Origin of the sequence: Mucilaginibacter sp. (genome assembly GCF_041663085.1) — a bacterium.
Lineage (GTDB): Bacteria > Bacteroidota > Bacteroidia > Sphingobacteriales > Sphingobacteriaceae > Mucilaginibacter.
In genome coordinates, this window is sequence record NZ_JBAZRC010000005.1 from 24,629 (window position 1) to 39,897 (window position 15,269).

Genomic DNA, 15,269 nt, shown 5'->3' on the forward strand with positions numbered 1-15,269 from the left:
TTGCAAATCGTGGTAAAACAGAACCCATGAAATTTCCTGATCAAATGCAAGCCATGATACTGGAAAAGGCGGGTGGGCGATTGGTTTACAAACAGGTACCGATCCCACAACCTGATGACCGGCAGGTACTAATCAAAATACTGGCCTGCGGCATTTGCCGTACCGACCTGCATATCCTGGATGGTGAACTGGCCCGGCCTAAACTGCCGCTGATACTTGGTCACGAGATAGTGGGTACAATAGTTAAAACAGGCAGCGCGGTAAAAGGCCTGAACCCCGGTCAGCTGGTGGGCATACCCTGGCTGGGCCAAACCTGCGGTTGCTGCAAATTCTGCGTGGAAGGCAAGGAGAATCTTTGCGATAATCCTTTATTTACCGGTTATACAATCGATGGCGGATATGCTGAATATACAGTGGCAGATGCCCGCTTTTGCTTTATACTTAATGAAAATCAACATCAACCCGCATCAGCGCCTTTACTTTGTGCAGGCCTTATCGGTTTCCGTTCCTATTGTATGATTGCCCCCGCTTCTCAAAATATCGGTTTATATGGTTTTGGGGTAGCGGCACATATTCTGATCCAGATCGCCACAACTCAGGGTAAAAAAGTATTTGCTTTTACTAAGGACGGGGATACCAGCGGCCAGGAGTTCGCTCGGAAGATGGGCGCCTGCTGGGCCGGCGGGAGTTCAGACAGCCCGCCGGAAGTGCTGGATGCGGCCATTATTTTCGCGGCAGCCGGAGAACTGATCCCCAAGGCTTTAAATGATGTAGGCAAGGGAGGGCAGGTAATTTGCGGCGGTATTCACATGAGTGAAATACCCGCATTTTCTTATGATCTGTTATGGGGTGAACGGTCGCTAAAGTCAGTAGCCAACCTTACCCGTCAGGACGGGATCGATTTCTTTTTGTTGCTGAGAAATATAGCCATACAAACACAGACCGAACTTTTCCAACTGCATGAGGCTAACGAAGCGATCAGCAAATTCAGGTCGGGACAAATTAAGGGCGCCGCAGTTTTGGTTATGGGCGGGTTTTAGACAGTTTACAAGTTGTTTTTGGCTTTTATCCGGTTCGATAATTTCTATTGAATGTACGCACCAGTCTTACCAATCGCGGCGGAAACCATATCATGAACATAAATGGCTCAAACAGCGCCCCTAACGGTGCTCAAAGCGCCCGGTTTTATTCACCAGTACTATCTTATAAACAATAAGGTCCAACCGGGTGCCAATATCCGCTTCTTGTGTTGCCAGGCCATGCGAAGCATGATCTGGCGGTTGCTCGGCAAAAGGCATAAGCCGATGGGTAAGCGCCATCATGGCTTGCTCCTTTTCTGCCATATCGGTAATCTCTTCAAAACGGCCCCAGGCTACCACGCTTTGCCAGTTGAATATACTGTTAATTTCATCTACCTGGAAACAAACCCGGGGGTTCTTCCGCATCATATCAATCTTTTTGCCGGGTATACTATGGCTAATTACCTCCCTGCCATTGTAAACGTAATTTACTGGCACAATATAGGGAAGGTCATGATCCGTACAGGCAACCCGACCGGTGATCTGTTTGTTAAGTAAATGCTCTACCTGTTTATCGTTCAGTTCTCCTAACATAATGCGGCCTCCTTTACCGAATGCTTCACCGCAGCAATCAAGCGGGTAAGGTTTTTCTGATCCATATAGTCAAACCCCTGGTTCATCACAACTTTCTTTTGTGGATCCTTTTGCAGCCATGCCCCTATCTTAAGTACTATACGGTCTTTCCATGACAGGTTTGCGATAACGCACCTGCCTGGTAAAAAAAATGTCTCTATAGACCTGCTGAGCGCCCTGCCGAGATTGTTACGGATAAGTTCTTGCTGCTGACCGGCATCATCTGCAGTTGTTCCACAAACTATAAAGAGCAAAACTTTCTTTCGGGCAAGTAAACCGGCATTTTGGTCGAGCCATTTGGCGACAAGCAGTTTTCCCACATACACAGAACTACCTAAGATGATGATGTCATAACCGGCCAGTATTGCCGGTGTTGCGCGATCTAAGCTGAGCATAGGCAGCCGTGTCGCTTCAGCTAACCAACGGGCGTATTGTTCCGTTGCACCATACCTGCCCTGATAGATAATTATCCCTTTCATGGTGTATATTAATTTTATACAAGTTTAACCTTTGCGATTGTTTAAGGGAATGACTCCTGTCATGTCATACTTTGACGGGGATCACCCGGATACTTTAGTTTTTCATCTTTTCCAAACGTTTCAGGTCGAGCACTGTAATCAAGCTACCATCTTTATCAATAAGTCCCTCCGTTTTAAAGTCGGATAAGGTACGGCTAACTGTTTCGGTAGCCATGCCAGCCAGCGCGGCTAGATCGTCTCGTGATATCCGGATAACTTTATCCGTGGTTTCCTCCTGGCGATGCAGACGTAAAAGACCGTTGGCCAGTTTTTTCCGTACTGAGTAATAAGCCAGTTGTAATAAATGTTCCTCATTCTCGCGAATTTGAGCTGCCAGCAGTTTAATAAATTGTCGGGAAACATCAGGATAATCCGTTAACAATTCCTCAATTTGCTCTTTAGGAATTATACAGATCTGGCTGTCCTCCACCGCGGTTGCTGTATCGGTATATGCTTCATCAGCCAACATAGCCGCGATGCCCAGGTAACGGTCAGCAGCATGCAAGCCGGTGATCAGTTCACGGCCATCTTCGGCCATCTTGCTTGTCTTGATCCTCCCGCTAAGCACTATATAAAAGCCGCTTCCCTTGTCTCCTTCGTAATAAATAACCTGGTTCTTTTTAAACTGCCTCACCTTGCGTTCGCGGATGATATTTTGCAGTTCCGCAAGGCCATTATTGTGGGAGACCAGGTGACCTAGCTGATCGAGTGTCTTGCTGTAAAATTCTTTTTGCTGCTGCTTTTTTTTCATCCTGCTCTCAACCGCGTTCAGCAATTCAACATCGTCGAATGGTTTAGTCAGGTAATCGTCGGCACCCATCTCCATCGCCTTGCGCAGATCCACGCGATCGGCCTTAGCCGTCAAAAAGATAAATGGAATAGCGGCCGTTTCCGGCGAGTTATGCAGGAGATAGAGCACGCCATAACCATCTAGTTCTGGCATCATGATATCGCAGAGAATAATATCCGGCAAATGGCGCTTGGCCAGTTCAACGCCTTCCTTCCCGTTTGCAGCTGCATAAACGGTGTGGCCGGCCAATTCTAGTATTTCCACCACACCCTCGCGGATATCAGCCGTATCTTCTATAATTAATATTTCAATACTCATATCCGGGCATATTTTGATTTTGTAGTGGCGGTTTGTAAGCTATCGGTCTCTTAAACTGACTTAACTTTCAGTATACAGTAGTATTGGTAGATAGGCAAGCAAAACTAAGCAGCATAGTCTCCGAAAAATATGACCGCAGACACTTATAGAAATGACTATGGTCAACAATCATAATTAAAAAACATTGAAAAGTTCCGACAGAAATGACCAAAATCCCGCTTCGGCTTGTCGGCAATCATATACGTTCCTAATACGAAAAGCGAAATTAGTGCAATAAAAAAGCATATGAGGAATAGAGAATTAGCAGCTAAAACCGCCAAAAAGAAACAGATGCCCTACGGGGTTTATCAGGTATCCGGACGTCAGGTTTACGGCGTATTATATCGTTTCCGCTTGTTATTCTACACTGGTGGCGCGGTTTCTGTGCTGTTGGTTGCCTTACTGGGGATCCTCTCATACAACGCACTCAGTCAGCAACCGCATAACGGGGGCCACGTCAGAGTCATTGTGGCCAGCGGCACTGCCGTTGTGCTGGGTATTGTGGGCTTTTTAGTTTATATAGTACTTAACGAGCTTAATACCCGGTTTCGTGCTTACCAGCAGGAGCACGAACTAAACCAACTGAAAAGCAGTTTTGTTACCCTGGCTTCACATGAATTTCGCACCCCGCTAAGCTCCATATTACTTTCCGCTTCATTGATAGAAAAATATGCCGGCCAACTGGAGCAAGAGAAAATAACCAAACATAGCCTTAAGATCAAACAAACTGTGCATAATTTGGAAGGCATACTGGAAGATTTCTTATCGCTCGAAAAGCTGGATGCCGGACGAGTCAGCGCACAATATGAGTGGTTTGATCTGCCAGCATTATGCCGGGATATTTTAGCCGATACCCAAATTATGGCCAAAAGCGGTCAGGAGTTAAAGTATGAACCAATTGGTAGCGCCACTATGGTTAAGCTAGACCAGCGACTGATCAGAAACGCGCTCATCAACTTACTGCACAACGCTGTTAAATACGCCGGCGACCAGGCACGGATCTGCCTCATCACTAGTATTAGCGATGGATACGTAAGTATCAGCGTTAAAGACAACGGCGCCGGAATAGCCGAAAAGGACCATGAAAAACTTTTTACTGCTTTCTACCGGGTTAATGAGTCAGGCAATATCCCGGGAACCGGGCTGGGATTGGCAATAGTAAAACGCTATGTACAACTCATGAACGGAATGTTTCGTTTTTATAGTAAACCCGGGATAGAAACCTGTTTTGAAATGGAATTTCCGTTGGTTGACTAAGTTTACCGGCTAATACCTGCGAAGATTTTGGTAGAGCAGCAGCCCCGCCGGGATAGGCAACCAAAATGAGAAGAAGCGGAAAAGCAGCTGCCATAAAATTAATAATAGTATCGATGGGTTTACTGATATACCCGATTTTAAGAGAAAGTTTTTCATACTCTTGCCCATAAGTATCAATAAAAGCATGTATCAGCCCTCCGCTGCTTTAACAGCTACCAATACCTGCCCTTTTCCCGGCACCGCGCGTCTGGTCTCGGCAGTATAAAGCACAGCTTGTACCGCAATATCTATCAAACCTTACTGCTTTCATAACTTTTTTAAGATAATTCAAAATAAAATCTACGTGTTAAGACTGTACATGATCAATATCATCTAAAAAATAAGCCGTTCACTCCGGTCAAAGAGGGATACTGTACCGGACAGACAGACGGAAATAAGGATACGTTTTATCAATATCCGCCTCCTTTTTGTAATGCCCTTTTAACGTAAAATAACCAGGTTCCGCACATAGCGAAAAGGTGCCTGCAAATTTATACCTGAACTCACTGGTCACCGCTTGTAAAAAATATTCGGATGAATTACCGCTGAGTGTTTTAAGCCAGCCGCCCCGGTAACTTAAACTGTAAAACAAGCGCTGGCCAAAACTAATTTCTCCACTGAAGTTGAAGCCTATACCCGTACAATAATCGTAGGGCCTGCCTTGATAAAAATAAGGATCGGGTACCGCAGCCAAGATAACTGGCCCTGCACCCAATACAGTATGTACTTTAAATTTGCCTGGGAGCCGAAACTCCGAAAAAAGATTAAATTTAACGCTTTCTGCGCTATAGGAAAACGCTTCATTGTCAATATAATCAAAGTTGGCTGTTAGCAGGCCGATATGACGGGAACTATCGGCTAAAGCAACCCGCCAGCCGGCCAACGATCCGTAAATGCTTACAACGTTAACAAGCGTACTGTCATCCTTGCCAAATTCCCCGTTTAGGTAAATATAACCGAAAGCCGTTTTGTAATTCTCAAATGGCGTACCATAAACCAGTTTTACATGGCTGTACCAACCAAAGTTTCCATCCTGGTTATTTACTTTGAACCTGCGTATCCCCACATCAAACTCTGCAGATATCTTTGTGGAATCGTGTGTAGCATTAGCCGGTGCTTTACCCCATTTGCCATCCATTAACCTGTTTAAACCACCTGCCGGATTGATTATTAAAGCAAGCACCTCACTGACTTGCCGTTTAAACCCAATACTGCGGTTATCGATAAGCCTGTTAGAAAAGCGGTGAAAGGTTTCTCCGATCACGACACCCCCAAAGCTGGTATTGATAAAATCATTTACAGAAGGAGACTGCGTTTCGCCTGCTGTTTCCCATATATAGCTGCCTGCAAATGCAGCAGGTACCGATTGCCAAAAGCTATAGCCATTGGAGCGATAAGCGTTAAAAAATACGCTTCCGTGTGATGGATGCGCAAACTGATTGGTGGTAAAGCCATCATTGTCCCAGGCCCAGCTGCCCGGGCGGATATTATACTTCAATGTTTTTAAAGTAATGTGCGCCCAGTCTGCGTTTACAATATATTGATCATAGCTCCAGGGAATAATTTGGGCTGAAGACCATAACAGGGCGGCACGGCCAAAGCGTTTTTTACCCAGGCTGTCTTCAGCAGATACTTGGGCAGCCGCATTCAGCTGCACACAGCAAAGCAGCAACAGCACCCAAGGTTGCCAGGCGGCAATAGCCAATCTAACAATCGTCTGGTTTCTCATCAGTACAGGTGATAATCGCTCGCATGGCCGAACTGATCAACGCAGGTGCACATAGGCTTTCGCGCTCAAAAAAGGCCGTCAGCTTTTGCAAGTGTTGCTGAACGATATTCAAATAGCTAAGCAGCGACCGTTGGACGCTTGCAAAGCCGGCCCAGCCTACCCAAGGCGGGTATTTTTTTGGCTGCATTTCTGCAGATAGGTACCTACCGGCATTATGGTCAAGCAACTTGTACAGGATGCGCAGTTTTTGATCATTTTCCATTAGATAATCCTTTAGCCACAAAGCTACCCAACCGGGTCCTGGCGAATAATGACGACCATCAGCCAATGACCTGACAGATATCATCAATCAAAATCCGAAAATACCGGTACTTAGATATATGAAGACAATTTTGACATTGACAGATTTTTCTGAAAATGCCGCCTGCGCGGCAAAGGCCGGATTAGTGCTAAGCGCCAAACTAAAAACCGACCTGCTACTATTCAATACCTATATCGACTATGCCACCCTGCCCTACGAAAGCGGGGGTGGATGGGATGTTGATGATTTCTCCCTGCGCAAGCAGCACAGCGTACAGGGTCTAGAATCGTTAACTGAAGGGCTGGAATCCATAGCCGTAAAACTGCTGGAGCCTGCCGGGCACAAACCTACTGTGCAATTCCAATCCTCGAACTGCGACCTTGGAATGAAAGTAGCGGAAATCATCAAAGCACAAAATATTGAACTGGTTGTTATGGGCGCCCGTTCCAAACATCCTGATGATCCGTTGCCCGGCGCTGATACCAGTGCAGTGATCAAAAATACCAGCCGCCCGGTATTGGTTGTCCCCACTAAAACAGATCTCTATCAGATTCGTAAAATAATTTTTGCCACGAACTTCGACGAGTCGGACCTGAAGGCTATTCGTTACCTAATGAAGCTCGGCAAATTAATGAACTATCAACTACACATTACCCACGTGAGCAAGCCAGGTGAGGATAAGATTACGGCTAAAGAGCAGGCCTTTAAAGAGCAGCTTGAACTGCTCAATTACCAAGGTCTCAACTATCGGAAAGTAAATGGCAAAGACCTGGTTGCCCGATTAAATGAGCTTACCGCCGAAGATGGGCCTGCTATTTTAGCATTTTTGCATCACCAACTCTCGTTTATGATCAGGTTATTTTCGCGCAGCAAAACAAAAGCCGCATTAGCCAGGCAACGCACACCATTGTTGATCTTCCCGTCAAAAATGAGTAATTGAACTATTACTGGTTATCAATGTCCATTTCTGTGCCTGCAAAATTTTCTTACAAATAACAAGCCAGGGGCTGTTTAAGTCACTCCGGTAGTAATACGGCTGATTCTGTACAATAAAGCTGATAGAAAGGCAAGTAAAATGAAAGTCGATAAGTATTGCCATCATAAAAAATAAACGACGTCAGATCGATTTTAATAAAGTATAGCAATAGTGATATAAACAGATCCGCGTGTAACGGATCTGTTTATAGAAGTGGTTTAATAAGCGCTTTCAGCTGTCGTCACCCTGATTAGTTTGGCGTTAACAAACTCGTAGATTGCTGCCGGTGACTGTTCCCGGCCATATCCAGAATGTTTAGTGCCGCCAAAAGGCAGTTCAGGTGCAATACCGGTCACATGGTTAATGTACACCATGCCGGTTTCAATCTGACGGGCCACCTTAACCGCCCTTTCGTTATTTGAACTGAATACGCTGCCGCCCAGACCATAGTCGGTGGCATTAGCCAGGTTAATGGCAGCCTGCTCATCTTTTACCTTGTAAAACATAAACACCGGGCCAAATATCTCTTCCTGATAGGCTGCCGTTCCTGGTTGGATGCCGGTCAGGATAGTGGGTTCCATAAAAGCACCGGGACGATCGATACGATGCCCGCCGGCAATCACCGTTGCTCCTTCTTCAACCGCCTTTTGAACCTGTTTAATTACATCTTCCACCGCTTTTTCGCTGCTTAAAGGGGCCAGATCGGTTTGTTCATCCATTGGGTCGCCTACTTTTAATGCAGCAAATTTAGTTTTCACTTTTTCCATAAACAGGTCGGCTATGCCTTCCTCTACAATCACTCTTTTAGGCGATACGCAAACCTGTCCGGCGTTCCACATCCGGCCACGTACAGCGGCCTCGGCAGCCTGTTCTGCATCAGCATCATCCAACACAACAAAGGCATCGCTGCCGCCCAGTTCAAGGGTAGATTTTTTTATATATTTACCGGCCGCCGCGGCAATGGAAGAACCAGCGGGTTCACTCCCTGTAAACGTTACCGCTTTGATCCTTTTGTCTGCCAATAAAACATCAATTTTGTTTCCCGGAATAAATAAGTTCTGGTAAACACCTTCAGGAAACCCTGCTTCCAAGAAAATTTCTTCCATGACCTGCGCACATTGTGGTACATTGGAGGCATGTTTAAGCAGCATGGTATTTCCTGCCATCAGATGGGGTGCTGCCGAACGGGTGATTTGGTAGAACGGGAAATTCCAGGGTTGGATGCTGAGTAAAACCCCAATCGGCTCATAACACAGAAAGGCTGAGCCTTCCGGCGTCTCAAGCGGCTTGTCCGCTAAAAACTTTTCGCCGTTGTCAGCATAATAATCGAAAATATTGGCACAAAGTTCCACTTCGGCGCGGCTTTCCTTTACCAGCTTTCCCATCTCCAGTGTGGCCAGTTCTTCCAATTGTGATTTTCGTACACGCATCAGGTGGGCTACTCTGCGCAAGAGCTGCGCACGCTCCGCTTTTGGCATATTTTTCCAGTTTTGAAAGGCTTTATCGGCAAGAGCAAGCTTCGCATTGATTTGCTCATCCGTCATTACTTCGAAAGATTTAATAAGTTGATTATTAAATGGGTTTACCGTTTTTATCGGTGATACCTTAGCTACTGTTTCCATTTTATTGATTTTAAAAGTTAATCAAATTTAAGAACCGCTTAGCCTGTAGGAATGACACGGAACAGCCATGTAAATGCGCCTGCTCACTTTTTTCTTTTTGAATTTGAACTTATAAAATAACAGATCAAGGGTGGAAATTGAAAGATATTCAGGAGCGAATAGCCCCCGGTCAGGAAACCAAGCGAAAGGCTCAACGCAGCAAGGCGCCTCACGGCCTTAAGTTTCCTTTTTGCAAATTATTCCTTTAAACCTGATCAAAAGCAGCTAATGCCGCCGGCAGACAGTTAGCTACCCCATTCAATCCGCAAACAGTTAGCGCGATTAGTATAGTGTCTCTGATCTCTTCTCGGGTAGCGCCAAGGGTTTTGGCCATAACAACATGATAAGATATCGCTTTCGAATCACCCAGGGCCGACTTAATCCCGATATAAACCAGTTGTTTTGTTTTTGGATCCAGGCCGGTAGTTTGTTTTAAAGCATCAATTAGTTGATCAAATGCTCTGGCCACTTCCGGGGCCTCCTTTTCAAATATCTCCAGAGGGTTTGTTTGCTCGTTCATATGCTTTTTTAAATTGCTGTTTGTTAACTTTAACGGCTACCATGCAGCCTATCTGTAATGCGTAATAAATAGTGGCACAGCCAGCTGTGAGATAAGTTTATCTGCCATACTGCTCCTAAACCACCTGGAAACAACGCCACGCTGGTAAGCCCCAAGCACCACCAGGGGATTTAGTTTTTCATTTTTGAGATAGGCAACAATTTGTTCATCAGGGTCGCCCGATAGAATGATATATTTTGCCAGGGGGCAGTGGCAGCGTATAAACTCGCGTATCAGTTTATTTTCGGGTAAATCCTTAGGATTATCTTCACCCGAAACATAAATCACCTCTGTTTCAAGATCCCGAAGCAACGGAAGTAAATAATTAAACATCTTGACAGCAAAAACGGAAGAAGGACTGCCATCATAAAGTAATACCACTTTTTGTATATCCTGGTATTTAGATGGCACCACCATCACCGGGCACTGCGTTTGGGAAAGCAAGTTATCAATAAACGTGGTAGGGGCTGCCTCATTGATATTGTTCATTGTTTCATGGGCACCAATCATTAACAGATCGCTGTAAATACTTTCTTTGATCAGGTCTTCAAGCGGAAATGTTTTATCGTTGTGAATAACACAATCAACTTCCATCCTTTTGCACTGTTCTTTAAAAATTGCAATGGCGTTATGGCGGGTTGCCTGATCTTTTTCCAACAAGTGTTTTAGTTTTACCTTGGAGATGCCCTGGTTGCCAACCATATCAAAAAGATGAAAGCTGTGGTATAAATAACTTTCCGGGAAAACACCTGTAAGCAGCGCGTTTGTGTCTGCCGCCATACGGATGGCATACTTCATCGTTGCTTCCGAAAATTTTAATCCGTCTAATACTGCGCTTATCTTTTTCATCACTTTTAATTTAGTGTAAAGTTTTTAATAGAACCGAATTGTGAGTTTTCAATCTGCTTTTTGAAATGTTAGTAACGGAACTTTACCATAAAAGCAGTATTCTTCAGCATTCCCCGGGAATAGTATCCTATCTATCAATGATCGGTTTTGATGGGTAAAGAAAACCACTACTGATGGCTTCTGATCTTTGACCACTTCGTCAATGCCCTCTACCACCGTATTTTCAATATTGATCTTTTTGTATTCAACATGCACTTTATGATTAAACTCTTTTCCCAATGTAATTTCATGGATGTGTTCGTCATTCCGGATGAGATGGAGCATATCTACCCGGGCGTTTATCGGGCCGGCAAAAGCAATCACTTTCCTAAGCTCGCGGGTGTACCCTTTAAAATCGGCTGCATACAGTACTTTTTTTATAGGTTTTAACCGCCAGGTTTTAGGTACAGCTATCACCGGTAGGTCGGAACGCCTGATCAGGTCGCTGGTATTGGTCCCGAAAAGTTTTTTGATCATACCAGCACCGCGCGTGCTAATACAGATATAAGTGATGGCTTCCTTTTCTGCATAAGCCAAAATACTTTCTACGGTATCTAAACCATGTGTTAACTGTACCCTAAAGGCAACTTTGGGTATGTTGGGTGCGCGCACAATAGTCTTCATAAACGAGGACAGGTTTTGTTGAATGTTCTTTTCTGCCCTTTGAAAATAAGTTTTGTATGTTTTATCACTCCAGGATGTGGCTTTTAGCACATAAAAAACATGCAGGATAATCAACTCCGCATTTCGCTGTTTAGCCAGTTGCATAGCGAACCTGATGCCCGGCTTTGAATTTGCAGAAAGGTCAGTTGTAACCAGTATTTTTTCCATAATTGTTAGTTATCGCATGCTTAGTGGCCTTGCTGCTGGAAACATGATCGACTGCAGGCTTCGGTCCAGATCATATATATCTGTGTAACTAACAAGCTTTCCATTCAAAACATCGCTGGTTAGGTAAACTACTTTAACAGGCATTACTTTATTAAGTGTAAACGTTTTCTTTTTATACGATATAATTGCTTCCTGCATTTCTTTTAGCCGGCTAGCGGTACCGCTATTCTTTAATAATAATGCTGCCAGGCTATCAGCATTTGCTATGCTAATACCGCCTTTACTTAAAGCCCGATCGGCCTGTTCAAATACAGTTTTATCTGGCGCATCATGCATCGATACTTCATATATATTTGGAAAGCTAAATAAGATAGCCCCGGAAGCATTATCACAACCGGCAGCCTGCCTGGCGTAATACCCGGATGGATCTTTGATGATAGACGTAAGTACGCGGCGGTCTGCTTTTACAAATGCACCCTTCTTGTCATAAATAGTGATCTGATTATTCTCAAGATAATGGTGATCTTTAAGGGCATTGGGCAGTACTTGTTTAATAAATACACTGGCCGCAACCTTACGATCGGGGCCCGTTGTAATATATTCTATCTGGCTTTGCAGCTGCGGTGTAGGTGTTGAAGGCCGCCCTACAATCACTTTAAATTCGTTAACTGTATCAGCATAATAATACTTCAGGCTAAAGGCCGGGATATTGACAAGTATGTAATTATCTTCTTCAATTGCTGCCCAGCGCAGCCGTTCCATGTTCATGGCAACATTCTGCAATTCGCCTTCTGGAATTTCATAACAATTATCTGAATACCTGATAGATGAGCTAAGATACTCCTGTAAGCGTTCATACTCTTTAGATTTAGGTTGCACACCCGCCAATACTTTCATCAATTTTCCCTGATCCATCACATTTGCCATGACAGTTTCCGCACGAAATTCATTATCTGTGCTATCAATAAAACCCGGTGTAAACGATGGATTCAGAACTCCGAAATGCAGCTGGTTAACAAAGGTGATCATATCATCCGTCAGCATGATCTCGAAACGCGCCTGCTGGGTCAGGGATACGTGGTTTGGCTTTTCAAAAATATCATGAAGTGTGCTTGGCAAATGCTCGTTATAACGGTAATCGTTATAGGACAGCCCAAACTGCAAAACGCAATCTAACAATAGCATGGATGCCCAGGCCTTATCCTGGCGCGAAACGGTAAGCCATTGCGGAGTATAACTCTTCTGCTCATAAAAACGCTTGGTTGATACCGGGTAATTGAGCCATAATTTATGCCCTTCCAGCAGTACCCGGATCTCGCCTGCCAGATCTTTCTCCTCGGTTTGCTGAAGACGCGGCACAGCATACAGGGGCTGGGCAAATAGCAGAACCAGCAGTAAACCCGCCAGGGAAAAAGCCACTTTTAACGGTAAACGCAATAATTTTTTAATCTCCATTTCACTTCAATTGATACCGTATTGATAGGTACAAAGTTGCATGGATCTATAGATGGGGACAATGACGGCGGTCACGTCAGATTTTGATAACGCGCACATCAGTAATTTACTGACCGCGGATTACAGTAAAGACTTATGGTGATGCTGATTGGGAGTTTTAAGAAGTCTACGGCAGATGGGGCCAAACGGCTATAAGTTACAAAGTGGCATCATTAAAACATTTTGTTATCGCGTCAAAAAGCTCCTTGGGGTCAAAAGGCTTACGAATATAGCCGCTGGCACCCATTTCCAGCCCTACATTTACTTCCTTTTTTTCTGCACTGGCTGTCAAAAAAATGAAGGGTATAAACCGGGTAGAAACATTCGCCTGCAATTCGTTAAGTACCTCGTAGCCGTTTGCTTCTGGCATCATAATATCACACAGCACCAGGTCGGGTAAATACTCCCGGGCTAATGCCAGCCCACTTTTGCCATTTAATGCCAGGATGACTTTATAGCCTTCCAGCTCAAGCAGTTCACAAGTATTTTCCCTTATGTCGTTATTATCTTCTATGAGTAAGATCGTTTTCATACATACTGATTTAATGGAATATTAATCGTAAAAGTCGTTCCCTCATTTGCTTTACTGAAAAAGCTGATTTTTCCGCCTAATAACTCTATATATTGTTTGACAATGGCAAGCCCGAGCCCGGTGCCCTGTATATTTATCGCATTTTTAGCCCTGTAAAATTTATTAAACAAATTCTTTTGCTCTTCTTCAGGGATACCGATTCCTTCATCCCTCACTTTAATGACCACAAATTGATCACTATTATCTATGTCAAAATGAACTGTTTGGTGCTCTTGAGAATATTTGATGGAATTAGACAATACGTTGAGGAAAATATTTCTTAATATATGTTTATCCTGTAAAATATCCCGCTGCCCATTATAAGAGAAGCAGATCTGTTGCCCTTGCTTAAGCATACCATCAACTTCTTCCATCAAATCATTGGCGAATACAAACAAATCGAAATGTTCTTTTTCAAGTTCAACCTTCCCCTGTTCTACTTTTTCCAGCGAAAGAAACTCGTCCAAAATGCCCGTCAGATTTTTTACTGATGATTTGATTCGTTCGATATGTCTTTTCCTTTTATCTTCCTGTTCTGTTCTGATATAGGACTCCGAAAGGGACAGGCTGGACAGTATAGCGCTCAATGGGGTACGGAATTCATGCGATGCCATCGCCACAAAGCGTGACTTTAGTTCATTCAATTCCTTTTCACGTTCCAACGATTGTGTAAGTTCAAGGGTTCGCTCTTTAACTTTTGCCTCCAGCTCTTCGCTGGTACGTTTACGTTCGGTAATATCTGTGATAAAAGCAACAGCCAGCTGCTTATTGTCCAGCTGGTAATGCCCTAAGCTGATCTCAACAGGAAATTCCGTCCCTACCTTTCGGCGTGCAAATAAATTGAGTCCATACCCCATGGGCCTGGCTTTGGGTTCGTGGAAATAACCCTCCCGGTGATGAACATGATTTTTCCTAAAGTTTGCAGGTATTAAAATCTCTACAGGCTGACCGGCAAGTTCCTGCTTTGTATACCCAAACAATTTTTCAGCACAAGGGTTAGACAGTTCTATTATTCCCTCGCCGTTTATTACAAGGATACCTATAGTAGCATATTTGAATAAAGCTTTAAATCCGGCTTCGCTTTCGAGGGATAGTACATTTAGCTCGTTCATCATAACGTAATTTTAAATTCATGTTCATGATCAGCTAAAAAAAGAAGGAAGCCTGTATTAGATTATAAATTAAAGATATGTAATAATAAATTGCATACCAAACAAATTACAACTTTTAAGAGTATTATATACTACTTTTTAGAGAATACCTTTAACAGTATTGACCGATACTTAGTTTTTACCCTCATTGTCTGTCTTTTAAATAGCCTAAAATTTCTAGGTCCAGGCAATTCTGCAATCAGTTGAAATTCAAAAGAAGCTTTCGCAAACTATATTCACGAAAGCTTCTTATTGTTGTGAGTTGGATTCAGTAAAATAATCAAATAAATTGTCCTTTAGCTTATAGCTTAGGAAGTAACTAATTCCACCCACTTTAAAGCTAACTGTTATGAAAAATTCTTTTCCCTGCTCTTTTATGTAAAGGGCATCTAAGATCAGTACCGACGGCAACTTCGTTATTTAGGGTGTTAAATAAATGTAATTAAAATAACACTTAAAGGTCAACCCATGGTTTCAAAACCGCTCTCCGGGTTC

General features: G+C 43.8%; 16 protein-coding genes. 3 read left to right on the forward strand and 13 right to left on the reverse strand.

The window, feature by feature from the left end; genetic code table 11:
* Nucleotides 1–26 precede the first annotated feature (26 nt).
* Entirely contained in the window at nucleotides 27–1,040 is a 1,014-nt protein-coding gene (locus tag WC615_RS02885) for a zinc-dependent alcohol dehydrogenase family protein (RefSeq protein ID WP_372976639.1), read from the forward strand.
* A 120-nt stretch (nucleotides 1,041–1,160) separates the two neighbouring features.
* On the opposite strand, the gene WC615_RS02890 is transcribed toward WC615_RS02885, so the two are convergent.
* The 3 genes from WC615_RS02890 to WC615_RS02900 form a co-directional block, all read right to left on the reverse strand.
* Nucleotides 1,161–1,613 (reverse strand): pyridoxamine 5'-phosphate oxidase family protein, encoded by a 453-nt coding sequence (locus WC615_RS02890; protein WP_372976640.1) that lies wholly within the window; start codon nucleotides 1,611–1,613, stop codon nucleotides 1,161–1,163.
* Nucleotides 1,607–2,131 carry a flavodoxin domain-containing protein gene (locus WC615_RS02895; RefSeq protein WP_372976641.1) on the reverse strand — a complete coding sequence of 175 codons (525 nt, stop codon included), beginning with the start codon at nucleotides 2,129–2,131 and terminating at the stop codon, nucleotides 1,607–1,609. Before WC615_RS02895 ends, WC615_RS02890 begins: the two co-directional genes overlap by 7 nt.
* Before the next feature lie 94 nt (nucleotides 2,132–2,225).
* Nucleotides 2,226–3,278, reverse strand: a complete 1,053-nt coding sequence (locus tag WC615_RS02900) for a response regulator (protein WP_372976642.1) — start codon at nucleotides 3,276–3,278, stop codon at nucleotides 2,226–2,228.
* Nucleotides 3,279–3,563: 285 nt separating this feature from the next.
* Here WC615_RS02900 and WC615_RS02905 point away from each other — a divergent pair, with 285 nt between their 5' ends.
* Nucleotides 3,564–4,574, forward strand: coding sequence for a sensor histidine kinase (locus WC615_RS02905; RefSeq protein WP_372976643.1), 1,011 nt, complete (start codon nucleotides 3,564–3,566; stop codon nucleotides 4,572–4,574).
* Nucleotides 4,575–4,583: 9 nt separating this feature from the next.
* Here the strand turns inward: WC615_RS02905 and WC615_RS02910 are convergent, their stop codons facing one another.
* From WC615_RS02910 to WC615_RS02920, 3 genes are all read right to left on the reverse strand, one after another.
* On the reverse strand, nucleotides 4,584–4,730 hold the full coding sequence (locus WC615_RS02910) for a hypothetical protein (protein WP_372976644.1): 147 nt from the start codon (nucleotides 4,728–4,730) through the stop codon (nucleotides 4,584–4,586).
* Between the two features lie 241 nt (nucleotides 4,731–4,971).
* Nucleotides 4,972–6,342 (reverse strand): DUF3943 domain-containing protein, encoded by a 1,371-nt coding sequence (locus WC615_RS02915; RefSeq protein ID WP_372976645.1) that lies wholly within the window; start codon nucleotides 6,340–6,342, stop codon nucleotides 4,972–4,974.
* A complete protein-coding gene (locus tag WC615_RS02920) occupies nucleotides 6,320–6,604 on the reverse strand; it encodes a hypothetical protein (protein WP_372976646.1) in 285 nt (94 codons plus the stop codon). Before WC615_RS02920 ends, WC615_RS02915 begins: the two co-directional genes overlap by 23 nt.
* Before the next feature lie 118 nt (nucleotides 6,605–6,722).
* On the opposite strand from WC615_RS02920, the gene WC615_RS02925 reads away from it, so the two are divergent.
* A complete protein-coding gene (locus WC615_RS02925) occupies nucleotides 6,723–7,583 on the forward strand; it encodes a universal stress protein (protein ID WP_372976647.1) in 861 nt (286 codons plus the stop codon).
* 254 nt (nucleotides 7,584–7,837) lie between these two features.
* Here WC615_RS02925 and WC615_RS02930 read toward each other — a convergent pair whose 3' ends face one another.
* The 7 genes from WC615_RS02930 to WC615_RS02960 form a co-directional block, all read right to left on the reverse strand.
* Nucleotides 7,838–9,241: an NAD-dependent succinate-semialdehyde dehydrogenase gene (locus tag WC615_RS02930; RefSeq protein ID WP_372976648.1), complete on the reverse strand. Its 1,404-nt coding sequence runs from the start codon at nucleotides 9,239–9,241 to the stop codon at nucleotides 7,838–7,840.
* A 244-nt stretch (nucleotides 9,242–9,485) separates the two neighbouring features.
* Entirely contained in the window at nucleotides 9,486–9,800 is a 315-nt protein-coding gene (locus tag WC615_RS02935) for a carboxymuconolactone decarboxylase family protein (protein WP_372976649.1), read from the reverse strand.
* 48 nt (nucleotides 9,801–9,848) lie between these two features.
* Nucleotides 9,849–10,688 carry a universal stress protein gene (locus tag WC615_RS02940; protein WP_372976650.1) on the reverse strand — a complete coding sequence of 280 codons (840 nt, stop codon included), beginning with the start codon at nucleotides 10,686–10,688 and terminating at the stop codon, nucleotides 9,849–9,851.
* 48 nt (nucleotides 10,689–10,736) lie between these two features.
* Nucleotides 10,737–11,558 carry a universal stress protein gene (locus tag WC615_RS02945; protein WP_372976651.1) on the reverse strand — a complete coding sequence of 274 codons (822 nt, stop codon included), beginning with the start codon at nucleotides 11,556–11,558 and terminating at the stop codon, nucleotides 10,737–10,739.
* A 9-nt stretch (nucleotides 11,559–11,567) separates the two neighbouring features.
* Nucleotides 11,568–13,013, reverse strand: a complete 1,446-nt coding sequence (locus WC615_RS02950; protein WP_372976652.1) for a L,D-transpeptidase family protein — start codon at nucleotides 13,011–13,013, stop codon at nucleotides 11,568–11,570.
* Between the two features lie 196 nt (nucleotides 13,014–13,209).
* Entirely contained in the window at nucleotides 13,210–13,584 is a 375-nt protein-coding gene (locus WC615_RS02955) for a response regulator transcription factor (protein WP_372976653.1), read from the reverse strand.
* On the reverse strand, nucleotides 13,581–14,738 hold the full coding sequence (locus WC615_RS02960; protein WP_372976654.1) for an ATP-binding protein: 1,158 nt from the start codon (nucleotides 14,736–14,738) through the stop codon (nucleotides 13,581–13,583). Before WC615_RS02960 ends, WC615_RS02955 begins: the two co-directional genes overlap by 4 nt.
* Between the last annotated feature and the right edge of the window lie 531 nt (nucleotides 14,739–15,269).

Excerpts from the sequence above, each read along its gene's own strand:
- WC615_RS02885 (WP_372976639.1), top strand. The coding sequence starts at position 27 with ATGAAATTTCCTGATCAAATGCAAGCCATGATACTGGAAAAGGCGGGT.
- WC615_RS02890 (WP_372976640.1), bottom strand. The coding sequence starts at position 1,613 with ATGTTAGGAGAACTGAACGATAAACAGGTAGAGCATTTACTTAACAAA.
- WC615_RS02895 (WP_372976641.1), bottom strand. The coding sequence starts at position 2,131 with ATGAAAGGGATAATTATCTATCAGGGCAGGTATGGTGCAACGGAACAA.
- WC615_RS02900 (WP_372976642.1), bottom strand. The coding sequence starts at position 3,278 with ATGAGTATTGAAATATTAATTATAGAAGATACGGCTGATATCCGCGAG.
- WC615_RS02905 (WP_372976643.1), top strand. The coding sequence starts at position 3,564 with ATGAGGAATAGAGAATTAGCAGCTAAAACCGCCAAAAAGAAACAGATG.
- WC615_RS02910 (WP_372976644.1), bottom strand. The coding sequence starts at position 4,730 with ATGAAAAACTTTCTCTTAAAATCGGGTATATCAGTAAACCCATCGATA.
- WC615_RS02915 (WP_372976645.1), bottom strand. The coding sequence starts at position 6,342 with ATGAGAAACCAGACGATTGTTAGATTGGCTATTGCCGCCTGGCAACCT.
- WC615_RS02920 (WP_372976646.1), bottom strand. The coding sequence starts at position 6,604 with ATGGAAAATGATCAAAAACTGCGCATCCTGTACAAGTTGCTTGACCAT.
- WC615_RS02925 (WP_372976647.1), top strand. The coding sequence starts at position 6,723 with ATGAAGACAATTTTGACATTGACAGATTTTTCTGAAAATGCCGCCTGC.
- WC615_RS02930 (WP_372976648.1), bottom strand. The coding sequence starts at position 9,241 with ATGGAAACAGTAGCTAAGGTATCACCGATAAAAACGGTAAACCCATTT.
- WC615_RS02935 (WP_372976649.1), bottom strand. The coding sequence starts at position 9,800 with ATGAACGAGCAAACAAACCCTCTGGAGATATTTGAAAAGGAGGCCCCG.
- WC615_RS02940 (WP_372976650.1), bottom strand. The coding sequence starts at position 10,688 with ATGAAAAAGATAAGCGCAGTATTAGACGGATTAAAATTTTCGGAAGCA.
- WC615_RS02945 (WP_372976651.1), bottom strand. The coding sequence starts at position 11,558 with ATGGAAAAAATACTGGTTACAACTGACCTTTCTGCAAATTCAAAGCCG.
- WC615_RS02950 (WP_372976652.1), bottom strand. The coding sequence starts at position 13,013 with ATGGAGATTAAAAAATTATTGCGTTTACCGTTAAAAGTGGCTTTTTCC.
- WC615_RS02955 (WP_372976653.1), bottom strand. The coding sequence starts at position 13,584 with ATGAAAACGATCTTACTCATAGAAGATAATAACGACATAAGGGAAAAT.
- WC615_RS02960 (WP_372976654.1), bottom strand. The coding sequence starts at position 14,738 with ATGATGAACGAGCTAAATGTACTATCCCTCGAAAGCGAAGCCGGATTT.